13 protein-coding genes are annotated in these 23,040 nt (G+C 72.5%); 2 read left to right on the forward strand and 11 right to left on the reverse strand.

Annotated elements, in window-relative coordinates; translation table 11 throughout:
- Positions 1-206: 206 nt before the first annotated feature.
- Positions 207-761, reverse strand: coding sequence for a hypothetical protein (locus ACZ7L5_RS34485; RefSeq protein ID WP_471521861.1), 555 nt, complete (start codon positions 759-761; stop codon positions 207-209).
- A gap of 650 nt (positions 762-1,411) precedes the next feature.
- Between ACZ7L5_RS34485 and ACZ7L5_RS34490 the strand changes: the two genes are divergently transcribed.
- Positions 1,412-1,672 (forward strand): IS3 family transposase, encoded by a 261-nt coding sequence (locus ACZ7L5_RS34490; RefSeq protein ID WP_471522106.1) that lies wholly within the window; start codon positions 1,412-1,414, stop codon positions 1,670-1,672.
- The gene (locus ACZ7L5_RS34495; protein ID WP_471521863.1) at positions 1,662-2,156 is read left to right on the forward strand and encodes an IS3 family transposase; all 495 of its coding nucleotides are present in this window, start codon (positions 1,662-1,664) and stop codon (positions 2,154-2,156) included. Before ACZ7L5_RS34490 ends, ACZ7L5_RS34495 begins: the two co-directional genes overlap by 11 nt.
- A gap of 99 nt (positions 2,157-2,255) precedes the next feature.
- Here the strand turns inward: ACZ7L5_RS34495 and ACZ7L5_RS34500 are convergent, their stop codons facing one another.
- The 10 genes from ACZ7L5_RS34500 to ACZ7L5_RS34545 form a co-directional block, all read right to left on the reverse strand.
- Positions 2,256-3,368, reverse strand: a complete 1,113-nt coding sequence (locus ACZ7L5_RS34500) for a class I SAM-dependent methyltransferase (protein WP_471521865.1) — start codon at positions 3,366-3,368, stop codon at positions 2,256-2,258.
- A gap of 59 nt (positions 3,369-3,427) precedes the next feature.
- Positions 3,428-4,612 carry a glycosyltransferase gene (locus ACZ7L5_RS34505; protein ID WP_471521867.1) on the reverse strand — a complete coding sequence of 395 codons (1,185 nt, stop codon included), beginning with the start codon at positions 4,610-4,612 and terminating at the stop codon, positions 3,428-3,430.
- Positions 4,609-5,418, reverse strand: coding sequence for an alpha/beta fold hydrolase (locus tag ACZ7L5_RS34510; protein ID WP_471521869.1), 810 nt, complete (start codon positions 5,416-5,418; stop codon positions 4,609-4,611). The genes ACZ7L5_RS34505 and ACZ7L5_RS34510 overlap by 4 nt, the downstream gene beginning before the upstream one ends.
- Positions 5,415-5,714 carry an acyl carrier protein gene (locus ACZ7L5_RS34515; RefSeq protein ID WP_055517555.1) on the reverse strand — a complete coding sequence of 100 codons (300 nt, stop codon included), beginning with the start codon at positions 5,712-5,714 and terminating at the stop codon, positions 5,415-5,417. Before ACZ7L5_RS34515 ends, ACZ7L5_RS34510 begins: the two co-directional genes overlap by 4 nt.
- Entirely contained in the window at positions 5,711-10,384 is a 4,674-nt protein-coding gene (locus tag ACZ7L5_RS34520; RefSeq protein ID WP_471521871.1) for a beta-ketoacyl synthase N-terminal-like domain-containing protein, read from the reverse strand. The genes ACZ7L5_RS34515 and ACZ7L5_RS34520 overlap by 4 nt, the downstream gene beginning before the upstream one ends.
- An 8-nt stretch (positions 10,385-10,392) precedes the next feature.
- The gene (locus tag ACZ7L5_RS34525; protein WP_471521873.1) at positions 10,393-17,232 is read right to left on the reverse strand and encodes an SDR family NAD(P)-dependent oxidoreductase; all 6,840 of its coding nucleotides are present in this window, start codon (positions 17,230-17,232) and stop codon (positions 10,393-10,395) included.
- 897 nt (positions 17,233-18,129) lie between these two features.
- Positions 18,130-19,653, reverse strand: coding sequence for an acetaldehyde dehydrogenase ExaC (gene exaC, locus ACZ7L5_RS34530; protein WP_471521875.1), 1,524 nt, complete (start codon positions 19,651-19,653; stop codon positions 18,130-18,132).
- A gap of 142 nt (positions 19,654-19,795) precedes the next feature.
- The gene (locus ACZ7L5_RS34535) at positions 19,796-21,073 is read right to left on the reverse strand and encodes a winged helix-turn-helix domain-containing protein (RefSeq protein WP_471522108.1); all 1,278 of its coding nucleotides are present in this window, start codon (positions 21,071-21,073) and stop codon (positions 19,796-19,798) included.
- Positions 21,074-21,191: 118 nt separating this feature from the next.
- Positions 21,192-21,791, reverse strand: a complete 600-nt coding sequence (locus ACZ7L5_RS34540) for an N-acetylmuramoyl-L-alanine amidase (RefSeq protein WP_471521877.1) — start codon at positions 21,789-21,791, stop codon at positions 21,192-21,194.
- A gap of 61 nt (positions 21,792-21,852) precedes the next feature.
- The gene (locus ACZ7L5_RS34545; protein ID WP_471521879.1) at positions 21,853-22,863 is read right to left on the reverse strand and encodes an acetamidase/formamidase family protein; all 1,011 of its coding nucleotides are present in this window, start codon (positions 22,861-22,863) and stop codon (positions 21,853-21,855) included.
- Between the last annotated feature and the right edge of the window lie 177 nt (positions 22,864-23,040).

Here is a 23,040-nt window from a genome sequence, read left to right on the forward strand (position 1 = left end):
TGTCCGCACAGGAGGACGCCAGCCGTGCGGATGCGGGCCACCGATGCGCGCTTCAGCGCGGTGAGCACGACCAGGACCCGATTGGGCGGCACCGCCTCCTACTCTCGAGGAGGAGCGGCATCGAACTCTCAAGGAGGAGCGGGGTCGAACGGATCTCGCGCACGCGTACTTACTCTGCCATCGGGACAGGCAGGGCAGGGTGGCTGTCACGCCCCGTCAGACACCTCATTGACTGCCCCTCGGTCGGCAGCGGATGCCGCCCCCGCGACCGTCCATGTCGCCATGCCCCACAGAGAGATCGCAGAAGCGAGGCCCACCACGAGGCGAACGGTCTCGTCCGGGCCGTTCGTGAGCCAGACGGTCATGCCCGCAGCCCCGGAGGCGATCAACAGGGCCGCCGGTATCCGCAGTCGGGGCTGCTCGAACACCGACGCCAACGGCAGGAAGTGGAGCCCCACGACAACCGCGACCAGTGGAGGAATGAGCACCGGCACGCCGACCTGACCGCAGACCACGGCGATGGCGATGATCAGCAGCCACTGAAGCCCGTTGATCTGGTTGAACCGCCGACGTCGGCCGACAGGAAATGGCCCCCCTGCCGATGAGGGGAGAAAACGGCGCGCGGTGAGCATCAGCCCCACCGCAACGGCACAGCCTCCCACGACCAGAACTGGCCGCATCACCCCGTCGAATGCACTCGACCCCAGCAGCCACCAGCCGAGCCCGAACAACGCGAGGAACCCCACCCCTGACTTGAACATGATCGGGATCCTAGGTGGAAGAGCCGCCCCCGGCCCAAGGATTCTCAACCTGGGCTGACGCGAGCCTCGTCGGCCACCGTCATCGTTGCCGGCTTCCGGAGTCGGGAAGCCGGCGGACGCCTGACCGGCACCTTGCCTGGTCAGGCGCCCTTGTTCCTGCGCCTAGAAAAAGCCCAGCTTCTTCGGTGCGTACGACACCAGCAGGTTCTTCGTCTGCTGGTGGTACACGCTCACCGTCGCCTCTGACCTGTGACAAAGGGTGGAATCGTCTGCTGCTGAGCCGACTTGGTCCGCACCGGGTCCGGATCTTGGTCCGTGATCTGTGGTGTTGGCGTGCGAGTCCTGCGGTACGACATGGCACACGTAGTCAGAACCGTCTGAAGCTTCCCCTTGATGTTGGACACCTGGAGACTGGGACGTGAGGTTCCAGAGGAAGTAGTGCCAGGTAGGAAGTATGAGCAACCGCAGCAGGCGGTACTCGGAGGAGTTCAAGCGGGACGCGGTCACGCTGGTTCGTTCCTCCGGCAGAACCGCGAGCAGGCCGAGACGATCGAAGTGCGTGCCGGCTGCTGAAGGTTGCCCGGTCCTCCTTCTATGCCTGGCTGGCCGGCGAGCAGGCCCGCGCTGCCCGCAAGGCCGCCGACGACGCCCTGGCCCACGAGATCACGGTGCTGCACATGGCCTCCAGATACGCCTATGGAGTGCCGCGCATCCACGCCGCGCTGCGCAGGTCGGGCAGGCGGATCAACCGCAAGCGAGTGGAGCGGATCATGCGTGAGCGTGACATCGCCGGGATCACCCGGCGCAAACGCCGTTCGCTGACCCGTCCGGCGAAGAAGGCGGTACCCGCTCACGATCTGATCGGCCGCGACTTCACCGCGAGCATGCCGGGCGGAGAAGGTGGTCGGTGACATCACCTACATCCCCACTGACGAGGGCTGGCTCTACCTGGCGACCTGGTTGGACCTGGCGACCCGCGAGATCGTCGGCTACTCGATGGCCGGCCACCACCGTGCGTCCCTGGTCGTCGACGCCCTGGCCATGGCTGCGGGCCGAGGCCGGCTCAAGCCCGGCTGCATCGCACATTCCGACCGCGGATCGGAGTACACCTCCGACGAACTCCGCCGGCAAATACGCCGCTTGGGGATCCGTCAGAGCATGGGCCGCACCGGCTCCTGCTACGACAACGCTGCCGCCGAGAGCTTCTTCGCACTGCTCAAGGAGGAGATCGGCACCCGCCACTGGCCCGACCGAGCCACCGCCCGAGCCGAGATCTTCGCCTTCATCGAGATCTTCTACAACCGGAAGCGTCTGCGAAGGCATCCGGCATGGGGCTATCTCACCCCGCTGGAGATCCGACAGCGACACGAAAAAGGACACGTCCTCGCGGCGTAAGCATCGAGTGTCCAACATCACGGGGGAACTTCAGTAGGAAGGGTCCACCTTCCACATGGCGTCTTTCATCTTCTCCAGTCCCAGCTCGTGCTGGGCTGGTCACTCCTCGCGGCGGGCGATCACCCGGAAGGCGTTGGAGAAGCGGCTGCGGCGGATCAGCGGGGCGAGGAGCCGGTCCAGGGCGTACATCGGGAAGCAGAACGGTATGCCCGCCCAGAAGACCGTCTTGGTGACCGCGGCGCCGAGACGGCCCCGGGGCTCGGGCAGCCAGGGCTCGTCGCGGAACGGCAGCAGCCGCAGCACGTACAGCCCTACGAGAGCGGTGAAGTCCACGGGGATATGGGACTCCTCGCGGTCCGTCGCCACCACCGTGAAGCCCAGCTCGGTGAGGGCCCGGCGCAGGTTCCTCATGGTCACGAAGTGCTGGTGCTGAGGCTGGAACCACGGCAGCCAGTACCCGCCGAAGAGGCGGCCGAAGGGCGACTCCGGGTTGGGTACCTCGATGATCAGGTGGCCGCCGGGGCGGAGCACGGTGCGGACCGCGGCCAGTTGGGCCCCCGGGTCCGTGGTGTGCTCCAGACAGTGGAACATGCTCACCGCGTCGTACTGGCCGGCGAGTTCGTCCGCCAGGTCGGGCAGAAAGCCCTGGTAGGCCCGCTCGATGCGCCCCGACTGCTGCGCCCCCAGCACATGGGCGCCGATGTCGAGCCCGTCGAAGGAGGTGCCGGGCAGTGCTTCTTTGGCCGCGAGGCAGAAGTCACCGCCCGCCGTGCCGACGTCCAGCCAGCGCTTCGGCCGTGCGTGCCGCCGCATGGCCACGGCCCGCTCGCGGTTGCGTTTCCTCGCGGCGTCGCTGTCCAGGGCGCCGCCGATCTTCTCGGCGTACAGGCCGTCGTAGAAGTCCCGGTAGTAGAAGTCCAGTCCGGCCGCGCTGAGCTGCGGGTTCTGGAAGGTGTGCCCGCAGTCGCGGCACTGGTCCAGGGTGAAGGTGCCGGGCTTTCGCTGCAGGTGGTCCTTGGTGCGCAAGCGGCGACGCAGCTGCCGCGCCCCGCACCAGGGGCAGTCGGTACGGCGCGGCTCGAAGAACCGGGCGATGCCGTCGGCCAGTTCTGCCTGGTACGCGGGGCGCAGGCGGGCGACGCGTTCGGCGTCGGAAGCAGGGGGCGGTGGGGGTGTGTCGGGGGTGTCAGGGGGCTGGTTCGTGGTGGCCATGTCCGTGGTCTCCTCTCGTTCCACTCTTCGGCACAGCGGTCGCCCTGCCGGTCGGTCGCTCACGGCTCCCGTGACTCCTGCGGCCCCCGTGGCTTCTGTGCCGCGAACTTCTCCAGGTACGCCGCCGCAGCAGCCGCCCCGCCCGCCGCACGGAAGGAGTCCCCGACGCGCCGGGCCGCCGCGCGGTAGGCGGGCCCGTCGAGTACGGCGTCGAGGGCGGCACCGATCCGTCGGCGGTCGGCGCGCCCGAAGCGCACCCGCACGCCGGCGCCGGCGCGGGTGACCTGGCCGGCGATCAGTGGCTGGTCGTCCCGGATGGGCGCGACCACCAGCGGTACGCCGTGCCACAGGCACTCGGCGACGGTGTTCTGCCCGGCGTGGCTGACCATCGCGGACGCCCGGCGCAGGAGCGGCAGTTGGGGGATCCGGGGCAGCACCAGGAGGTCGGCGTCGGACTCTCCGTCGAGTACCCCTCCGGGGTCGGCGACTACCGCCTGCAGCCGCCGCCCGCGCTCCCGCGCGGCGGCCGCGCACTCGGCGAGGAAACGCGCCCCCAGGTCGGTGTTGACAGTGCCGAGTGAGACCAGGACGGTGGCCCGGTGCTCGTCGAGCCACTCCCAGGGGAAGTCGGCGGCAGGGCGCCCGGTGAACGCCGGACCGACGTACCGCAGCTGCGGCAGCTGACGGCCCGGGCCCGCGAGTTCGGGGGTGGTGAAGGAGAGCACCAGGTCGGGGGAGAAGCGCGGATCGTGGGTGCGCCCCGGGTCGCCGAGGCGGGCGCGCAGCTCCGCGACGAGCCCGGCGGTCCACTGAGCCACCTTCGGCATGCCGTCCAGGGCGTCGCTGAACTCCGCCGGGGTGGTCGACGCGGTGGCGTACGGCACCCCGAGGCGCTCGGCGACGAGGGCACCGGCGAGGGTCTGCTGGTCGGCGACGACGACATCGGGCCGGAACTCCTCGACCGCGCGGCGCACACCGGCCGCCATCGCCCCGGCGAGCGGCGCGAGGAACTCCTCCCACAGGAAGCGCAGGGCTGCGGCACCGCGCAGGGCAGCCGGACGTTCCGGGAGCGTGGGCACGTCGCACGGGTACACCTCGGCGTCGGGCCCGGCCAGTTCCCCGACGAACCCGGGCAGTCCGGCCCAGGCGGCCCGGTGCCCGCATCTGGTCAGCTCGGCGGCCACGCTGACTGCCGGGTTGACGTGCCCGACCAGGGGCGGCACGACGAACAGGAATCGGCTCACGTCGCGACCAGCTCCCGGTGGCCGTCCCGTAGCCAGTCGAGCAGCAGCGGGAGGACCGTCTCGGGGGTGCCGACGAGCACGGAGTGCCCGTGCCCGGGCACCGTCACGGTGCGGCAGCGGGGCAGCAGCGATTCCAGCCAGGGCGCCGTGTCGGCCAGGTCGGAGGCAGCGCCGTACACCGCGCAGACCGGCACGTGCAGACTCTGCCAGGACTCCTCGGCGGGGACGGGGCAGGACCCGATGTCCTCGGCGATGGAGGTGCCGTGCAGCAGCCGGGTGGCCCAGCGCACCAGGCGGGCCTCGTGGCGGCCGTAGGTCTCCTCGATCCACGGCAGGGTGCGCTCGTCGTGGAGCTGGTGGGCGGAGCCGGCCAGGATGCCGCTCATCTTCTTTGCCCAGGCGGCGGTCGGCGGCTCGGACTCGAGCATCAGGATGCCGGCGACCCGCTCCGCGCGGCGCAGCGCGTAGGCGAGGGCGACGGTGCCGCCGAAGGAGTTGCCGATCAGGTGGACGGGCCCTTTCAGGGCGAGGGCGTCGAGGAGCGCGTCCAGGTCGCCGCTGAAGTCCTCGATGCCGTAGCCGCGCGGCGGGCGGGAGCTGCGACCGTGGCCGCGCTGGTCGTACATCACGACGTCGTGTCCGGCTGCGGCGAGCGCGGGCGCGATGGTGAAGTAGTAGCTGGTCAGGTTGTCGGTCGCGATGCCGTGCACGAGGACGACCGTCTGGGGCGGGCCCGGTTCCGGGGTGGGTGCGCCGTTCAGCCGCTCCACGTTCAGCCGGATCCCGCCCGCCTCGATCGTGGTCACCGCAGGCACCCCGCGATGTACTGGACGAGTTGTCCGACGGTCAGTCCGATGATGTCGGAGAGTTCGAGCGAGGCGAACCAGGCGGGGAAGTCGACCCGGTCGCCGTAGCGCCCGCCCAGCTCGGCGGTGAGCGTGACCAGATCGATGGACTCCAGGTCGAGGTCCTCCACGAAGCGGGTGTCGGAGGTGATCGGGGTGTCGTCCAGTTCGAGGTCGTCGAGGACCGTGTGCAGAGCGTCGGTGATCTCGGCGAGGACCGCGGCGTACGCGGGGCCGGTGGTGGCGGGGCTGGTCATGATGGGCTCTCCTCGGTCCAAGCGACGGCGTAGGTACGGGTGGGCAGCCCCGGCGGGTTGGTCACATCGGCGAGCCGGATGCGCCGCAGCCGGCCGGAGGGCGCCCGGACCGTGAGGGCACGGGCGCCGTCTTCGACCTCGACCGCCGTGAAGTCCCGCGGCCGGCCGCCCAGTCCGGTGCCCTCGGCCTTGGCCGCGGCTTCCTTGGCGGCCCAGAACCGGGTCAGCGGGCCGGGGCCGCCGCCGAGCCCGGTGAAGAGCGCCCGCTCGTCCGGGGCGAGGACGGCGTCGTACGTCGTTTCGGGGCGCTCGACGATCTCCTCGATGTCGATACCGGTGCCGGTGCCGGTGCTGTCGGCGGCGGGGCGGACGAGTGCGACGGCAGCCTCCCGGCAGTGCGCCAGCGACAGTTCCAGAGGCGGGAGTTCTCTGCCGTGTACGCCCTCGGGGCGCGGTCTGCCGTCAGGGTCGTTGGCGACCCGTATCTCGGCGGGGAAGACGGGGCCCGCGCCGTGCGCCCACAGGTGGCGGCGTACGGCGTCCTTGGCGGCGATCCGGCCGAGCAGCCACGGGCGCCGGCCGCGCGGGGGGTGCCCGGCGTACTGCTCGCGCTCAGGGCCCGCGAGCTGGCTGCGCATGTAGATCTCGCGGGATGCGGGGTCGGGCCAGCGTTCGAAGACCAGCTGCCAGCCGCCCTCCTGGGTTTCCGACAGAGTGTTGTGCTCGGGCCATCGTTTGACCGGATCGACCTCGGGCGGCGAGTCGAAGCGCCGGTCCCGCCAGCCGCGGATCTCGGCCCAGACCTCGCCGTCGCGGGCGAGCTGCGCGTCAGCCACCAGGGCGGTGTCCGTCACGGTGGTGACCCTGATGTGGCAGTCGAGTGCGGTGCCCTGTTGCGGGAGCGGGCCGTGGAAACGGATCTCCTCGACGCCCGTCGGGAAGACGATGGTGCGGTCGGGGTGCGTGGCCATCAGCCAGTAGCCGAGCAGCTGACCGACGTTGTCGAGGAGCGCGCCGGGCGCGGACGGGGTGGTCAGGACACCGCGGACGTGCCGCTCGCCGAGCGCGCCGATCTCGGTGACGCCGCGGAACCGCGGCCCGTGGAACATCCAGCGGTCGTCGTACATCTGCCGCGCGGACACAGCCGGACGGCTCTCCGGGGCGTCCGTCCGCCACGGCCGTGGGCGGGGCGCGGTGTCGTGCCCGTGGGCGGTCTCGACCGTGGCGCGGGCGTGGCGCCCGAACTCCACGGCGTACCGCCCCTGTCCCTCGGGCCGGACCGTGACCGTGGCCTCGGTGGGCGGGGCGGCGACGGTCCACTGCAGGAACCGGGCGTCGTACACGGCCACGGCCCTCCCTGGGCCGGGCACGGCGTCGATCATGTGCTGCACCAGGGTGGTGGCGGGCACCACGGGCCAGCGGTCGGCGATCTCGGGCCAGTGCGCGGGCTGCCGGAAGAAACAGTGGTCGGCGAGGTACGGCATGGTGTCGAGTGCGATGCGCAGGGTGATGGCGCGGGGGGTGGCGGCAGGCGGCGGCACCGCCCCGGTCGCCGAGAGCTCGGGGGGCGGCGCCGCGGGCGCGGTGCGGCGCGGGGCCGCTGCCGCGGCGAACAGTTCCGCCAGTTCCGCTGCCGTGTCCGCCGTCTCGCCGAGCAGCGAGCGCAGTTCGGCCGCCACGGGGCTCCGCGCGGCGACGGCCGCGAGCCGGTCCATCCCGGGTGCGGGTGCCGCGCGCAGGGTGCTGCGGAGCCGGTCCCGGGTGGCGGCGTCGAGCGAGACGAGCCCGGAGCCGAGGGTGAGGGGGACGACGGTGACGGGGGCGGGGGCGGGGGCGGGGACGGCTCGCGGACTCTCCGCGCCCGTACGGACGGTCTCCGCCGCAGGGTCGGTCTCCGCCGTACGGGCAGGCGCCGCCGTCGACCGAGGCGTGGCCCCCGCCCGCAGCGCCGCGAAGTCCGGCTCGGCACCGTGCGACCAGAGTCCGGCCGCCACCCGGTACAGCTGCGAAAGCCCGCTGTGCCGGGGCGTGTTGGCGCTGAGCGTCAGGCACGCGCGGCTGGTGAGGGTGTCGTCCACGAGAGCTGGCAGCTGGCCCTGGCCCAGCTGTACGAAGGCCCGGAACCCGGCGTCGTACAGGGCCGTGGTGAGCTGCCGGAAGCGGACCGGTTCGAGCAGGTGGCGCAGGAAGAGCGCGCGCGCCGCGGCCTCGTCGGCCGGGAAGGGCGCGGCGGTCGTGGCGGACCAGACGGGCACCCGGGGCGGGTGCAGCGTGAAGCCGCGCGCGGCCTTCTCGATGGAGGTGAGGTACGGGGCGAGCATCGGCGTGTGGAAGCCGGACTCGAAGGGCAGCAGCCGACCGAGCACTCCCGCGCCGCGCAGCCGCCCGATGAGCGCCTCGACCTGGTCGTGAGGCCCGCAGACGACGGTCTGGTGGGGCGCGTTGTCGTGCGAGACGACGACGTCCGGGTACGCCGCGAGCTCGGCATCCACCTGGTCCGCACCGGTGCCGAACGCGGCGAAGGCGAGCCCTGGGACGCGCAGCGTGGCCGGGTCGAAGTCCCGCAGGAAGGCGTCGACCTCGGCGTCCGCGTACATCCCGCCGACCGCCATCGCCGTCCACTCCCCCACACTGTGCCCGGCCAGCGCGTCCGGCCGGACGCCGATCCGGGCGAGCGCTCCGGCGAGCAGCCGGCCGAGGCCGACGACGGCCGCGCTGTGCCGGGCGACGTCGCCCACGCGGGCGTCCGGCCAGTGCGGCGCCGGCAGGTCGAAGTGGCGGGCGACGTCCTCGGCCCGCGGCTCGAACTCGGCCTCCAGCCCTGGGCAGAGGAAGGCGATCTTCCCGCCGCCCATGCCGAGTACCGGCCGCGGCGCGCACCAGACGTCGCTCCGGCCGCCCCATGTCCGGGCGCGGGCGACTGCCTTGCGGGCCAGGGCGAGGCGGCGGTCGGTGGGGTCCAGGACGGCGACGCGGGCGCCCCCGGCTCCCCTCGCTCCGCCCTCGGCGGCGGCCGCGCGCAGCTCGGTGTCGTCGGCGTCGAGCAGTTCGGCGAGGTCCTGCGGGGTCGCGGCGGCGAGCCGCAACAGCCGGGGCGGCTCGGCCACTTCGGCACGGTCCGCGCAGCCAGCAGGCCCAGCGCCCGGGCCGCCGGGTGCCGGGGCCGCAGGCGCGACGGCCGGAGCCGATGCCGGTGCGGGAGCCGACGCCGGGGCAGGCGCCCATGCGGGGCCAGGTACGGGCTCCGGTACCGACTCCAGGACGACGTGGGCGTTGATCCCGCCGAAGCCGAAGGCGCTGACCGCGGCACGTCGGACGTCCCCGTCCCAGGTCCGGGCCTGCTGGGCCGGAGCGAAGCGGGTGACGCGGAGCGCCGGGTGCGGGTCGTCGCAGTGCAGGGTCGGCAGGAGCATGCCGTGGTGCACCGCCAGGGCCGCCTTGACGAGGCCCGCCACACCCGCCGCCGGCATCGTGTGGCCGATCATCGACTTCACGGAACCGATCACGGCGTCGGGCCCGGCGTCCGGGTCCGGCGGCCCGAACACCTCGGCCAGCGCGGCCAGTTCGGCCCGGTCGCCGCCGGGGGTTCCGGTGCCGTGCGCCTCCAGGAGGCCGAGCGACCCCGGTGCCGCCGGGTCGAGCCCCGCCGCAGCCCAGGCGAGCCGGACGGCGCGGGCCTGGCCCCCGGGGTCCGGGTTGACCAGGGAGCCGGCCCGGCCGTCGCCGGCCACGCCGACGCCGCGGACCACGGCGTAGATCCGGTCGCCGTCGCGCCGCGCGTCCGCGAGCCGTTTGAGTACGACCACGCCGGTGCCCTCGCCCATCAGCACGCCGTCCGCGTCCCGGTGGAACGGGCGGATCCGCTGGGACGGCGACAGCGCCCGCAGCCGGCTGAAGACGGACCAGAGCGTGATGTCGTGGCAGTGGTGCACGCCCCCCGCGAGCATCACGTCGCAGCTGCCCGCGGCGAGCGCGCCGACGGCCTGGTCGAGTGCGACGAGCGAGGAGGCGCAGGCCGCGTCCACGGTGTAGGCGGGGCCACGCAGATCGAGCCGGTTGGCGACCCGGGACGCCGCGAAGTTGGGCACGAGGCCGATCACCGACTCGGGGCTCTGCTCCCCGCCGAGCGCTGCCGTGAACGCCATCCGTACCGCGTTGAGCCGCTCGCCGTCCAGCTCGGGCAGTAACTCGTGCAGGGTGCACACCAGTTGGGCGGACGTACGCATCTGCTGGTCGAGTCGGGCGAGCCCGTCGCTCAGATAACCGCCGCGGCCGAGCACGATACCGACCCGGGAGCGGTCTTCGGGCAGTGCGGCCTCCCCCGCGTCGGCGAGCGCGGCCGCGGCGGTGCGCAGTGCGATCAGCTGGTCGGGTTCGGTGCCGGGCACAGAGTCCGGCATGAGTCCGAAGACGGTCGGGTCGAAGGCGGCGAGTGCGTCGAGCCCGTCGACGAAGCCGCCGCGGCGGCAGTAGACGCCATCGAGGCCGCGCCGTCCGTCCGGGTCGTAGTAGGTGTCCGCGTCCCAGCGGGCCTTGGGCACCTCGGAGATGGCGTCAGCGCCGGTGACGAGGTTGCGCCAGAACGCGGCCAGGTCACAGGCGCCGGGCAGGGTCACCGCCATGCCGACGATGGCGACGGGCTGCCGCTGCTGCGGGGCGGTCGGTCGCATCGTGGGCCTCACCGGCCCGACGCCGTCAGGACGACCTCGTCGGTCTCCGGCTCGCCCCAGGCCAGCTCCCGCAGCAGTGCGAGCACGCCCTCCTCCGGGTCGATCAGCTCGATGCCGCGGCGCGCGTACTCCCGGCCCAGCTCAGGGCCGACCATGCCGCCGTGCGCCCCGGCCGGCGCCCACGGGCCCCAGTGCACGGTGACGGTACGGCTGCCGGTGCCGGCGCGCCAGAGGCGGCCGAGGCGGGCGAGTGCGTCGTTGGCGGCGGCGTAGTCGGCCTGGCCGCGGTTGCCGTACACCGCCGAGACGGAGCCGAACATGACAGTGAAGGCGGGCAGTTGGGGAAGTCGCCGGAGAGCCGAGAGCAGTGCGCGGGCGCCGTCCACCTTGGTGCCGTAGACCCGTTCGAAGGAGACGGGGTCCTTCTCGGCGAGCAGCCGGTCCTCGATCACTCCGGCGGCGTGTACGACCCCGTCGATCCGGCCGTACGTCGCGTACGTCTCCTTGACCGCCTGCTGCACGGCCTCCGCGTCCCGCAGGTCGAGTGCCCGGTACCTGGCCCGGCCGCCCGCGTCGTGTACCTCGGCCAGGGTCGCGGCGATCTCGCGGCGGGCCAGGACGCGGCCCGCTTCGCGGTCGATCTCGGCGGTGCTCAGACCGCCCCGGGCGGCGAGCGCTGCACGCAGCGCGGGCAGGTCGGTGGCGTGGGCCAGCTCGTGGTGCCCGCCCGTGCCGTCGTCGAGCGGCGTACGCCCGAGCAGTTCGACCCGGCAGCGTGCGGCGGCGGCAAGGGCGAGGGTGAACCGGGCTGTGATGCCGCGCGCGCCGCCCGCGAGGACGACGACCGACTCCGGGCCGAGCCCGAGTGCCGCGGCTGCGGCGGCGCCGGAGGAGGCGGGCCCGGCGCCGGAGGAGACGGGCGGGCCCAGAGGGCTCTCGTACGGTACAGGGGCGCGGCGGACGCCGCAGGTGCGCAGCACGACGGGCTCCCGGTCGGGCGCCAGCAGTTCCCCGACGAGTGCCTCGGCCTGCTCGGTGGCGGGCTCGTCGGGGTCGAGTTCCACGGTGCGGACCACGGTGTCGGGGTATTCGCGGGCCGCGGTGCGCACGAAGCCGTCGAGGCCGCTGGTGTCGTCGGGGAGGCGGGGGCAGAGCAGCCAGCGCGGGCCGCGCAGCAGCAGTTCCTGGAGCACGGTGAGCTTGGCGGGCAGCAGTTGTTGTTCCGTACCCGCGAGAGCGCCCAGGTGCAGCACTCCGTCGACCGGGCCAGTGTGCCCTGCGAGCTGTGCGGTGTCCGGGCCGACACGGGCGGCGAGCGCGCCGAGGGCGGTGAGCCGGGTGACAAGGGCCCGTCCGAGTGGCGTGTCGTCCGCGACGATCAGGAACCGCTTCCCGCGCAGCTGTGCCGCGCCTTCGGCGCCGGGCACGGGCGCCGGGTCGAGCGGGGCGGGCCGCAGCAGATAGCGGTGGGGAGCCTGGCCGGTGAGCGGGTCGGAGGACTCCTCGGCGACGGGGGCCGAGGTGGCGAGGGCGGGTGCCGGGTCCGGGTCGGCGAGCGCCTTCGCGCGGGCCCGCAGCCAGTCGGCGATCCCGGCGGCGGTGCGCTCCCGGGTCAGCTCCTCCAGGTCCGCGTCCGGCAACGACCGCAGATCCGCACCCGAGCCCAGCAGCCGCCGTCCCAGCTCCCCGGCGATCTCCGTCCGCTTGATCGAATCCACACTCAGATCCGCCTCCAGATCCGACTCCGCCCCCACCATCTCCACCGGATATCCCGTACGTTCCGCGATCACTGCCAGCACCTCGGCCAGCACATCCACGCCCACCGGAGCGGGAGCGGGGGCCGGAGCCGCAGCGAGAGCGGCCGGAGCCGGGGCCGGAAGGGGTTCGGGGGTCGGCGGAGCCGCCTGCGGCGCGGGCGGAGCCCCGAGGTAGCCGAGGAGCACGTCCCGTTGTGCGGCCAGCATCTCCCGGCTGTTGCGCAGGAACTCCCGGAGCAGTTCCTCCCGTTCGCCCATCGTCGTCGCCTCACTGGTCCGCTCTCTGGTCCGCGGGATGCCCGAGGTGCGCCGGGCCGGGCGCAGCGCTCCCGGCACCGGCCGGCCGTCCGCCGTGCGTACGAGGTGGCCGTCGACCGTCCAGCCGGGCCGCTCCGGCACGGCGGCCGGGTCGGCGAGCGCCGTGTCGCGTCCGCTGAAGAGCCGTGCGGGCGCCACCGGGACACCGGCCGCGGCGAGCCGGGCCAGGGCCTCGAGGTGGCCGCGCAGGCCCGCGTCGGGGCGGGGTTCGAACGGGACGGCGACGTGCGGCCGGTCGCCGAGGATCTGGCCGACCAGACCGGTGAGCACGGTGCCGGGCCCGCACTCGACGAAGATCCGCGCTCCGGCGTCGTACATCGCCTCGATCTGCTCGGCGAAACGGACGGGGGCGGCGATCTGCTCGGCGAGGTTGGCCCGTACCTGGGCGGGGTCCCCGGCATAGCGGGTGCCGGTGAGATTGGCCCAGACCGGGAACTCGGGGCCGCGCACGGCGTACGCCGTCAGGATCTCGGCGAAGCGGGACACGGCCCCGGCGACCAGCGGGCTGTGGAAGGCGCAGGCGACGGGCAGCGGGCGGACGGCGAACCCGGCGTCGGTGAGCGCGTCGACGGCTTCGGCGACGGCGTCCCTCGGGCCCGAGAGCACGCTCTGCGCGGGCGCGTTGTGGTTGGCGACGACGACCCGCTCGGCCAGGCCTGCCCCGGCGAGCACCCGGGTCACCTGCTCGGCGGAGGCCACTGCGGCGGCCATGGTGCCGGGATCGGACCCCTGTGCACCGATCGCGGCGAGGATCGCCTCGGCCCGCTCCCGGCTGAGGTCACCGAGCGTGTCGGGGTCGAGGGAGCCCGCGGCGCAGAGCGCGACGAGTTCGCCGTAGGAGTGCCCTGCGGCCATGTCCGGGCGGACACCGACCGCGGTGAGGGTGTCGTACGCGGCGAGGCCGACCGCCCCTAGCGCGGGCTGGGCGTGGCGGGTGTCGGTGAGCCGGGCGACCTGTGCGGCGCGTTCGGCGGCGTCGAAGGCGGCGGGCGGGAAGAGGGCGGCGGCCGGGGCGTGGTACAGGTGGCGGCCGAGTTCGGGGAAGGCGGTGAACAGCTCGGCGAACATGCCGGGGCGCTGGCTGCCCTGGCCGGGGAAGAGGAACGCCACCTTGCCACCGTCGTCGCCGTCGCCGTCGGCCGCCCCGGCGGCGGCGCCTGTGGCCGGGAACACTCCGCTTCTCCCGGGCGTGCCGTCGAGGAGGTCCCGTATCAGGTGCGGGAGTTCGGTGACGGACTCGGCGACCACGGCACCGAGGAGCGGGCCCGGGCCGGTCTCCGCGCGCTGTGCGGCGGTACGCGCCAGGTCCCGCAGCCGCCAGTGGCCGCTCGCCGCGAGGTCGGCGAGTTCCTCGGCCGCTGCGCGGGTGCGGAAGACGAACAGCTCGGCGGGCCAGACGTCGTGGCTCTGGCGCGGCGGCGCTCCGGCGTCGGCGTGGGCCCGCAGCACCACGTGGAAGTTGGTGCCGCCGAATCCGAAGGCGCTCACCCCGGCGACGCGGCGGGCGGCGGGCTCGGCCCAGGGCCGGGCCTCGCTGTGGAAGACGAATGGGCTGTCGGGGCCGGTCCAGACGGGGTTGGGCACGTCGATATGCAGGGTGGGCGGGCGCACCCCGGTATGCAGGGCGAGCGCGGCCTTGATCAGCCCGGCGAGACCGGCGGCGCACTTGGTGTGCCCGATCTGGGACTTGACGGAGCCCACGACGCAGTTGCTGGGCGCGGCCCCGGCCTCCTCGAACAGCCGGGTGAGCGTGCTGAGTTCGGTGCGATCGCCGACGACGGTGCCGGTGCCGTGGGCCTCGATCAGGCCGACCTCGGCGGGCGAGACGCGGGCCTGCGCGTAGGCGCGTTCCAGGGCGGCGCGCTGGCCCTCGGGGCGGGGCGCGGTCAGGCCGAGGGAGCGGCCGTCGCTGGCGCTGCCGACGCCCTCGATGACGGCGTAGATCCGGTCGCCGTCCCGCTCGGCGTCGGTGCGGCGCTTGAGTACGAGACAGGCGACGCCCTCGCCGAGTGCGATGCCGTCGGCGGCTGCGTCGAACGTGCGGCAGCGGCCGGTGGGCGACAGCGCGTGCGCGGAGGAGAAGAGCAGGTAGTCGTTGATGCCGTTGTGCAGGTCGGCGCCGCCGCACAGGGCCACGTCGGCGGCACCGAAGGCCAGTTCCTTGCAGGCGGCGTCGACGGCGGCCAGGGAGGAGGCGCAGGCGGCGTCGACCGTGTAGTTGGCGCCGCCGAGGTCGAGCCGGTTGGCGATCCGGCCGGCGATGACGTTGGCGAGCATGCCGGGGAAGGAGTCCTCGGTGAGCTTCGGGAGCTGCTCCTCCAGGTCCTCGGGAAGACGGCCGATGTACGAGGGCAGGACGCTGCGCAGCGTCGCGGCGCCGGAGATGTCGCTGCCCGCCTCGGCACCGAAGACGACGCAGGTCCGCTCGCGCGGGAAGGCCCGGCGGTCGAGCCCGGCGTCGGCGAGCGCCCGCCTGGCCGCCTCCAGGGCGAGGAGCTGGACGGGTTCGATGGCGGCCAGGGAGGCGGGCGGGATTCCGTAGGCCAGCGGGTCGAAGGGGATCGGAGGCAGGAAACCGCCCCACTTGGACGCGGACACGTCGTCCGCCTCGGCGTCCGCGCCGAAGTGCAGCGCGGGATCCCAGCGGGTGTCCGGGACCTCGGTGATCGCGTCGGCGCCGGCGAGCACCTGGGCCCAGTAGGCGGGCAGGTCGGCGGCGCCGGGGAACATGCCTGCCATGCCGACGACGGCGATGTCGAGCGGTTTGGGAGCGGGGGCCGGGTTCCGTGCGGGTACCGTACCGCCCGCGTCGCGTACGTCTGCGGCGAGTTCGGCGGTGCGGCGCCCGTAGAAGTCGGCGGCCCCGTCGGTGACCGCGTGGTGCAGGGCGTCGACGGTGGTGACGGCGGAGCGGAGCACGGCGACCTCGCCGGCCATGAACATGCCCGCTTCGCGCTGGCGCTCCTCGTCGACGTCGAGCAGCTCGTGGCCGACCCGCTCGACGCCCTTGCTGGCGATGCGCAGGCGGCCGATGTTGAGCTGCTCCAGCTCCTGCCAGACCTGCCGCTCGGGTATCCCCTGAGTCCGCAGCTCGTCCTTGACCTCCCGGTACGTGTCGCTGAACGCGCTGGGCAGGCAGCGGGTGGCGTGGCCGGGCGCGGTGTGCAGGAGCGTTGTCGACCTGGCGTCCAAGGCCGCGCGCTGGAACAGCGGCCGGATGGCGCCGCACTCGACGGCCTCCTCGGTGAAGAGGTAGCCGGTGCCCATCAGAACGCCGACGACGGCACCGCGGGTGGTGAGCGGGGCGGCGAGCGCGGCGACCATGGCGGCGGAGCGCTCGTCGTGGATGCCGCCCGCGAAGAGCACCTGTACGTCCTGTGGGTCGGCGGCGTCACCGCCACCGGTGTGACCGTCGTCGGCCGCCGCGTCGAGGAAGTCCTCCAGGACGGCCAGTTGCGCCTCCCAGAGCGGGAAGCTGTTGCGCGGCCCGATATGCCCGCCGCACTCGGCGCCCTCGAAGACGAAGCGCCGGACGCCGGCCGCCAGGAACTGGCCGAGCAGCCCGGGCGACGGCACGTGCAGAAAGGTACGGATGCCCTCGGCCTCCAGAGCGGCCGCCTGGGAGGGACGGCCGCCCGCGATGACGGCGTGGCTGGGGCGCAGCTCACGGACGGCCTCCAGTTGGGCGGTACGTATCTCTTCCGGAACGAAGCCGAGGATGCCGACGCCCCAGGAGCGGTCGCCGAGCGCGGACTTGGTCTGCTCGAGCAGGGTGCGGGTCTGCTCGGGCCCGGCCAGGGCGAGCGCGACGAACGGCAGTCCGCCGCCGTCCGCGACGGCCGCCGCGAACCGTGCCTGGTCGCTGACCCGGGTCATCGGGCCCTGGACGACCGGCAGTGTGGTGCCGAGCGCCCGGCACATCGGCGAGCCGCCGCGCAGCACGGCGCCGTCGTCCGCCACGGCGGCGTCGATGCCCTCCGTGACGGCGGCGAGGGCGCGGTCCACGGTGCCGTACCGCTCGGCGAACCGGGCAGCGAGAAAGGCATCCTGGCCCAGCGGCAGGGGCCGGTCGCGCAGGACGGCCGGGAGGCCGGGGCGGCTTCGGTCGAGCACCCGGCAGCCGTCGACGACGACGGTCTCGGTGCCGTCGGCGGCGCGCAGCAGACCGGCGACCGCGGGGGCCGTACCGGCCTCGTCGAGCAGTGCGAGCTGGATGTCCAGTACGACTCCGCGGGCGCCCGCGAGCACGGCGGCGGCCGCGGTGTGCGGCCCGATGCCGCCGCAGGCCCACACCGGCAGGTCGGCCGGTACGGCGCCGAGGACGCGCTGGAGCAGCACGAAGGTGGAGTGTTCGCCGCAGGGGCCGCCGGACTCCTCGCCGCGTACGACGAGCCCGGTGACACCGTCGGCCACGGCCCGGACGGCCTCGCCGGGGCCGCGGACCTCGGCGAGCACGGCGGGGTCCGCGGCGGCGGCGCGGGCGGTGGCCCGGACCTCGGCGACGGTCCAGGGCGCGTCGGGGGCGAGGAGCACGGTGCACGGTCCGGCGGGCGCCGGGGCCCACAGCTCTTCGGGGCGCAGCGCACAGTCGGCGGGGACCCGCACGCCGTGGCGGCCCGGGGCCCACTGCCGCAAGAGGGTCAGGGCCTCGCGGGCGGCGCGGGCGCCCGGGCCGAGGTCGAGGACACCGGACCCACCGGCCCGGCAGACGGCGGCGGCGAGGCGGGGGTCCGGTGCACCCAACGGGCTGACGCCGATAACGGTGTGCGTCATGGGGGAGGCTCCTCTGTGCGATCGAGGGGGGTGTGCGATCGAGACGAGCGGATTCGGTGCACGCGCGCGCTTTGGAGCTGATGACTCGTCAGATACTAATGGGTAGTCAGTTATCTGGCTGCACCCCCGACACCGATCGGTGAACAGGAACCGCAATGAGTCGGACCCGGTCGCCGCAGAGCTCGGCCATGTCGTTGATGTCGGAAATCGGCATGATTGCCGGTCGTGACCGCACGCCTGTCCGCGCGGCCTCTTAGCCTTGATTCACCGATCAATAGCCGGTCCGGAGCCTGGACATGAGGGTGCGGATGTCCTCTGACGCGTAGATACGAACTAGGGACAATGCCGTTGCGATAGCCGATCGGCGTACGCTGCCGTGCAGTGGTTCGGGGGTGGTGCGGGTGTCTGCGGATGTCGGTGAGTTATCGGGCTTGGGGTTGCTGACCTGGGTGTATCCATCCGGGTTGGTGGATCGGGTGGTGGCCGCTTGCGGTCGTGCGGAGCAGCGCGGGCCGCCTGCCCCGCTCCTGCGGGCCGGGCCAACTCGTCCTGGCCGACTGGGAGTTCCTCGGCGTGCCTTTGTGGCGGTCCTTCACTCGGCCGCCAGCACGACGGTCATGGGCACCATGCGATGAAAGCAGTCGGGCTCGAAGCATGTTCCCACGCCCGCGGAGCGTGCTGCTGAGCCTGAGCGGTCCCGCTAGGTCGTGCCACCACACGTGTCCAGAGGGTTGTCGCCTGCCTCACGCCGGGCGGGAGTCTGGTCCGTGACTGGTCCGGGGACAGTCCTCGTGCAGGTCGACCATCGACCTGAGGCCGCCTGTTGCTTACCTAGAGTGACTCCGGTGTCGGGTTGCCTGGAGCACAACGACGTCTCCAGGCAACCGACTTCAGGCTCTAGAAGAACCCAAGTTTCTTTGTACTGTATGAAACTAGAACGTTCTTCGTCTGCTGGTAGTGCTCCAGCATCATCTTGTGCGTCTCACGCCCGATGCCCGAGCCCTTGTAGCCGCCGAACGCCGCGTGCGCAGGGTAGGCGTGATAGCAGTTCGTCCATACACGCCCCGCCTGGATCGCGCGCCCCGCGCGGTACGCGGTGTTGATGTCGCGGGTCCACACGCCCGCGCCGAGGCCGTACAGCGTGTCGTTGGCGATCTTGATGGCGTCGTCGAAGTCGTCGAAGGACGTCACCGAGACGACCGGGCCGAAGATCTCCTCCTGGAAGATCCGCATGCGGTTGTCGCCCTCGAAGATCGTCGGCTGGACGTAGTAGCCGCCCTTCAACTCGCCGTCGTGCTCGATGCGTTCGCCGCCCGTGAGAACCCTGGCGCCTTCCTGCCGGCCGATGTCCAGGTACGAGAGGATCTTCTCCAACTGGTCGTTGGAGGCCTGCGCGCCGATCATCGTGTCCGTGTCGAGCGGGTGACCGGTCTTGATCTGCTCGGTGCGGGCGATCGCCGCCTCCATGAAGTCGGCGTACTGGCCGCGTTGGACCAGCGCCCGGGACGGGCACGTGCACACCTCGCCCTGGTTCAGCGCGAACATGGTGAAGCCCTCGAGCGCCTTGTCCCGGAAGTCGTCGTTCGCCGCCCAGACGTCGTCGAAGAAGATGTTCGGGGACTTGCCACCGAGTTCGAGGGTGACCGGAGTGATGTTCTCCGAGGCGTACTGCATGATCAACCGGCCGGTCGTGGTCTCACCGGTGAACGCCACTTTGGCCACCCTGGGGCTCGACGCCAGCGGCTTGCCCGCCTCCACGCCGAAGCCGTTGACGATGTTGAGCACGCCGGGCGGGAGCAGGTCGGCGACCAGGCTGAGCCAGTAGTGAATGGACGCCGGCGTCTGCTCGGCCGGCTTGAGTACGACCGCGTTGCCGGCCGCCAGCGCGGGTGCGAGCTTCCATGTCGCCATGAGGATCGGGAAGTTCCACGGGATGATCTGCGCGACCACGCCCAACGGCTCGTGGAAGTGGTACGCCACCGTGTCGTCGTCGACCTCGCCGAGCGATCCCTCCTGCGCCCTGATCGCGCCCGCGAAGTAGCGGAAGTGGTCGATGGCCAGCGGAATGTCCGCTGCCAGCGTCTCGCGTACCGGCTTGCCGTTCTCCCAGCTCTCGGCCACCGCCAACTGCTCAAGGTTCGTCGCCATACGGTCGGCGATCTTGAGCAGGATGTCGGCCCGCTCGGTCACCGAGGTGCGGCCCCACGCGGGGGCGGCCGCGTGCGCCGCGTCGAGCGCCCGCTCCACGTCCTCCGCCGTGCCTCGCGCGATCTCGGTGAACGGCTGCCCGTTCACCGGCGACGGGTTCTCGAAGTACTGCCCCCGGATCGGCGGCACGTACTCACCGCCGATGAAGTGGTCGTAGCGCGCCTGGTAGGAGACGATCGCACCCTCAGTGCCCGGCGCCTTGTAACGGGTCATGCTGCTCTGCCTCCCGAAGAAGCGCTGCCCGCCGTTGGGCAGCTCTCGGCGCGAGGCTAGGGACGGCGAGGTTGCAAGTACGTTGCGCGCGCCTGGGGTTCTGCAGGAGCACCGAGGGTTCTGTCAGCGAGCCGGAGGCGGGTCAGCGGGTGGCGCGGCGCTCCCAAGCGGGCGGCGCCGAGAGTTCGGACTCCAGCGCGGTCAGCCGCGACCGTACCGCCGACGTCGGCCGCACCGCTGCGAGTGCTCGCCATACGTCGAGGTCGTCCTCGCCCCATGGCGCGTGCGCCCAGTCCGCCAGCAGGTCGGGATCACGGCGGGCGATCAACGCCGTACGGACCCCGTCCGCGAGGCGCCGCCGGAGCCGCACCACCGCCGGTGCCTGGGAGCCGGGCAGCAGCGGGCCGGCGTACGCCATGGCCGCACCGGTGACCGCACCGGCATCCAGACGGCGTTCGACCACCGTCACGTCCGACTCGACCGGCATCGTGAGCCGGTAGGGCCGGGAGCCGAGCAGCCCGGGGGCGACGATCCGGCGCAGCCGGGCCAGTTCGGCCCGCAGGGTCACAGGCGTCACCGACTCGTCCTCGTACAGCGCACACAGCAACTCGTCACCGGTCAGTCCCTCCGGGTGGCGCGCCAGCAGCACCAGGATCTCGCTGTGCCGACGACTGAGCCTGATCCGGCGGCCCCCGATGCGCAACTGCGCCTCGTCGCGGCCCAGAGCGCACAGCTCGGGCGTGTCGGTGGTCCGCACCTGCGGGGCGAGCAGCGCCAGTTGAGACTCCGCGGCACGCGCCACCGCTTGGACGAACCCCAGGCTGTGTGGATGCGCAAGCCCATCGCCACCGGTGATGTCCACCGCCCCGAGCACCCGTCCCGTGCGCGGATCGTGCACCGGCGCCGCCGCACAGGTCCAGGGCTGCACCCGGCGGATGAAGTGCTCGGCCGCGAACACCTGCACTGGCCGGTCCACCGCGACCGCCGTGCCCGGCGCGTTCGTCCCCATCGCGGACTCCGCCCACCGCGCGCCCGGCACGAAGTTCATCCGTCCCGCCCTGCGCCTGGTCGTCGGATCGCCCTCGACCCACAGCAGCCTGCCGTGCGCGTCGCACACCGCGAGCAGATGCTCCCCGTCGGCGGCGAACGTGCCCAACAGCTCCCGGAACAACGGCATCACCCGCGCCAGCGGATGTTCCGCGCGGTAGGCGCCGAGATCGCCGTCCGCCAGCTCCACGCTCGCGGTGCCGTCCGGGCCCACACCCGCCCGCGCCGAACGCCGCCACGAGTCGGCCACCACGGCACGCACCGGCTTCGGCACGGTGCCCACCTCGGTGAACGTCGCATGCGCATGACGCAGCACCCGTACCCGCTCGGCAGGGTCGGCCCCCGGCTCCAGGGCCACCCATGGATCGGTCAACTCGGCCTCCCGGAAGGCGATGCGGCTGGGGACATCGTCACTCCGGGTGCGCACGCGGACAACCTTTTCGACCCGGGTCACCCGAACGATGGCCACGCCGGTGACGCCATGTGAAACTTCAGGCCGCGTTGACCAACCGTATGTAGCGCTCCCAGTCCCAGTGCGGGCCGGGATCGGTGTGGTCGGTGCCCGGCACCTCGTGGTGGCCGATGATGTGTTCCCGGTCCTTCGGTATGCCGTACCTGGCGCAGATGGCAGCCGTGAGCCGGGCCGACGTCTCGTACATGACGCCGGTGAAGTAGGCGGGCTCGTCGACCCAGCCCTCGTGCTCTATGCCGATGCTGCGCCTGTTGTGCTCCCAGTCCCCGGCGTGCCAGGCGATGTCCGCCTCGCGGACGCACTGTGACGTGTGTCCGTCGGCCGACCGGACGACGTAGTGCGCGGACACGTGTTGCCTGGGGTTCTCGAAGACGAACAGGGTCTTGGTGTAGGTGGTCTGAGTCACGTGGATGATCACCCGATCGACAGGACGGGCCGCTGAGTGGTCCGGCACCGTGTAGTTGGCGGCGCTCGCCGGGCGCCACACGGCGGGCGCGTAGTCCGGTGCGGGGACATGCGCACCGGCCGGTCGCTCCGGGAGCAGGACATACGGGACGGCGGCGAGTGCGGTGCCTTGGAGGAGCAGCCGGCGGCTGGGGCGTGGTCTTGCGCGTTCCAAGGAGGGTTTCCCTTTCAGGGGTGATGGTCTGTCTTTCAGCCGTTGAGTTCGACCGGGGTGCTCAACTCAGAGTCGCTGCCGTCTCACGAAGTTGCGCGTGCACTCCGCGGTGCGTCTCGCGTGCCGGCAGCCACTCCTTGCGGATCTTGGCCACGCACGTGTAGTTGGTGTCGCACACGTTGGCCAGCGGCGACTCGACGGCCTGGGTCGCGAACTGGTAGGCGTCCAGCTCGCTGAACCCGTAGTCACGCACGAGCCACTGCACCAGGTCGAGCTGGGATATCCGGAACGCGTCTTCCAGTGGCCGGGCCGAACCCGTCGAGATGATGTGGGTGTCCGACTCGATGCGGGGCCAGGGTGTGGCAACTCCCTTGAGCAGCTCGACGATCACCACGGTGTTCATCGCGCACTCGACGGCGACGCCGCAGGTCTCGCCCTCGCCCTGCCGGGCGTGTCCGTCACCGAGACTGAGGAGCGCGCCCTCGACGTTCACCCCGAGATAGCAGGTCACGCCGGCCCGCATCTCGGGCGTGTCCATGTTCCCGCCGTGCGCGTCGGGCACCAGGGCGGAGCGGACTTCCAGATTTGCGGGGGCGACCCCCACGGTGCCGTGCATCGGGTCCATGGGCAGTTCCGCCTCGATGTCACTGTCGTGCGCTCGGAACAACGCCGTACGTCGTGCCCGATCGAGCTGCCAGATCCACACGGTCTCCGGCAGAGGCGGTTGCAGCGTGGCCGTGGTGTGCGTTGAGGTGAGCGCGCCGAACAGGGGGACCGTGGTCGACGCGGCCCAGTCCCGTGCCGGTTCGATCGATACGAAGTGCACGGCCACGGTGTCGCCCGGCTCGGCGCCCTCGATGTGGAACGGTCCGGTCTGCGGGTTGAGATAGGGAAACTCGCACACCTGGGACACCAGGTCCTTCTCCGACCGCACCCGCCCGGCGAAGCAGTCCTCCGTGTACAGGTCGAGCACCGTGCCGGGCGCGATGCGGGCCACCGGCGGTGCGCCGCCGAACGTCCACGCGTACTCGCCGGGCTTGGGGCGCACGGTCAGGATCCTGGGGTCGCTCATCGCTGCACAGCTCCGTTCTGCGGAAGGCCGGTGGGAAATGGAACGGTCGCGTCGTGCCGTAGCCCTGCGCTGACTGCGGCTCACGTGATTCACGGTACGGCGCTGCTGGGTTGGGCAGAAGCGAGCGTCGATTTCCGTGGACAGCCGCGGGATTGTGGATAACCCGCTCACTCACAC

It is taken from the genome of Streptomyces sp. NPDC107528, from assembly GCF_055639295.1.

Bases quoted from the DNA above. Each gene is read 5' to 3' on its own strand.
- ACZ7L5_RS34515 (WP_055517555.1), bottom strand. From the start codon at position 5,714: ATGACCAGCCCCGCCACCACCGGCCCCGCGTACGCCGCGGTCCTCGCC.
- exaC (WP_471521875.1), bottom strand. From the start codon at position 19,653: ATGACCCGTTACAAGGCGCCGGGCACTGAGGGTGCGATCGTCTCCTAC.
- ACZ7L5_RS34485 (WP_471521861.1), bottom strand. From the start codon at position 761: ATGTTCAAGTCAGGGGTGGGGTTCCTCGCGTTGTTCGGGCTCGGCTGG.
- ACZ7L5_RS34525 (WP_471521873.1), bottom strand. From the start codon at position 17,232: ATGACGCACACCGTTATCGGCGTCAGCCCGTTGGGTGCACCGGACCCC.
- ACZ7L5_RS34520 (WP_471521871.1), bottom strand. From the start codon at position 10,384: ATGCGACCGACCGCCCCGCAGCAGCGGCAGCCCGTCGCCATCGTCGGC.
- ACZ7L5_RS34500 (WP_471521865.1), bottom strand. From the start codon at position 3,368: ATGGCCACCACGAACCAGCCCCCTGACACCCCCGACACACCCCCACCG.
- ACZ7L5_RS34545 (WP_471521879.1), bottom strand. From the start codon at position 22,863: ATGAGCGACCCCAGGATCCTGACCGTGCGCCCCAAGCCCGGCGAGTAC.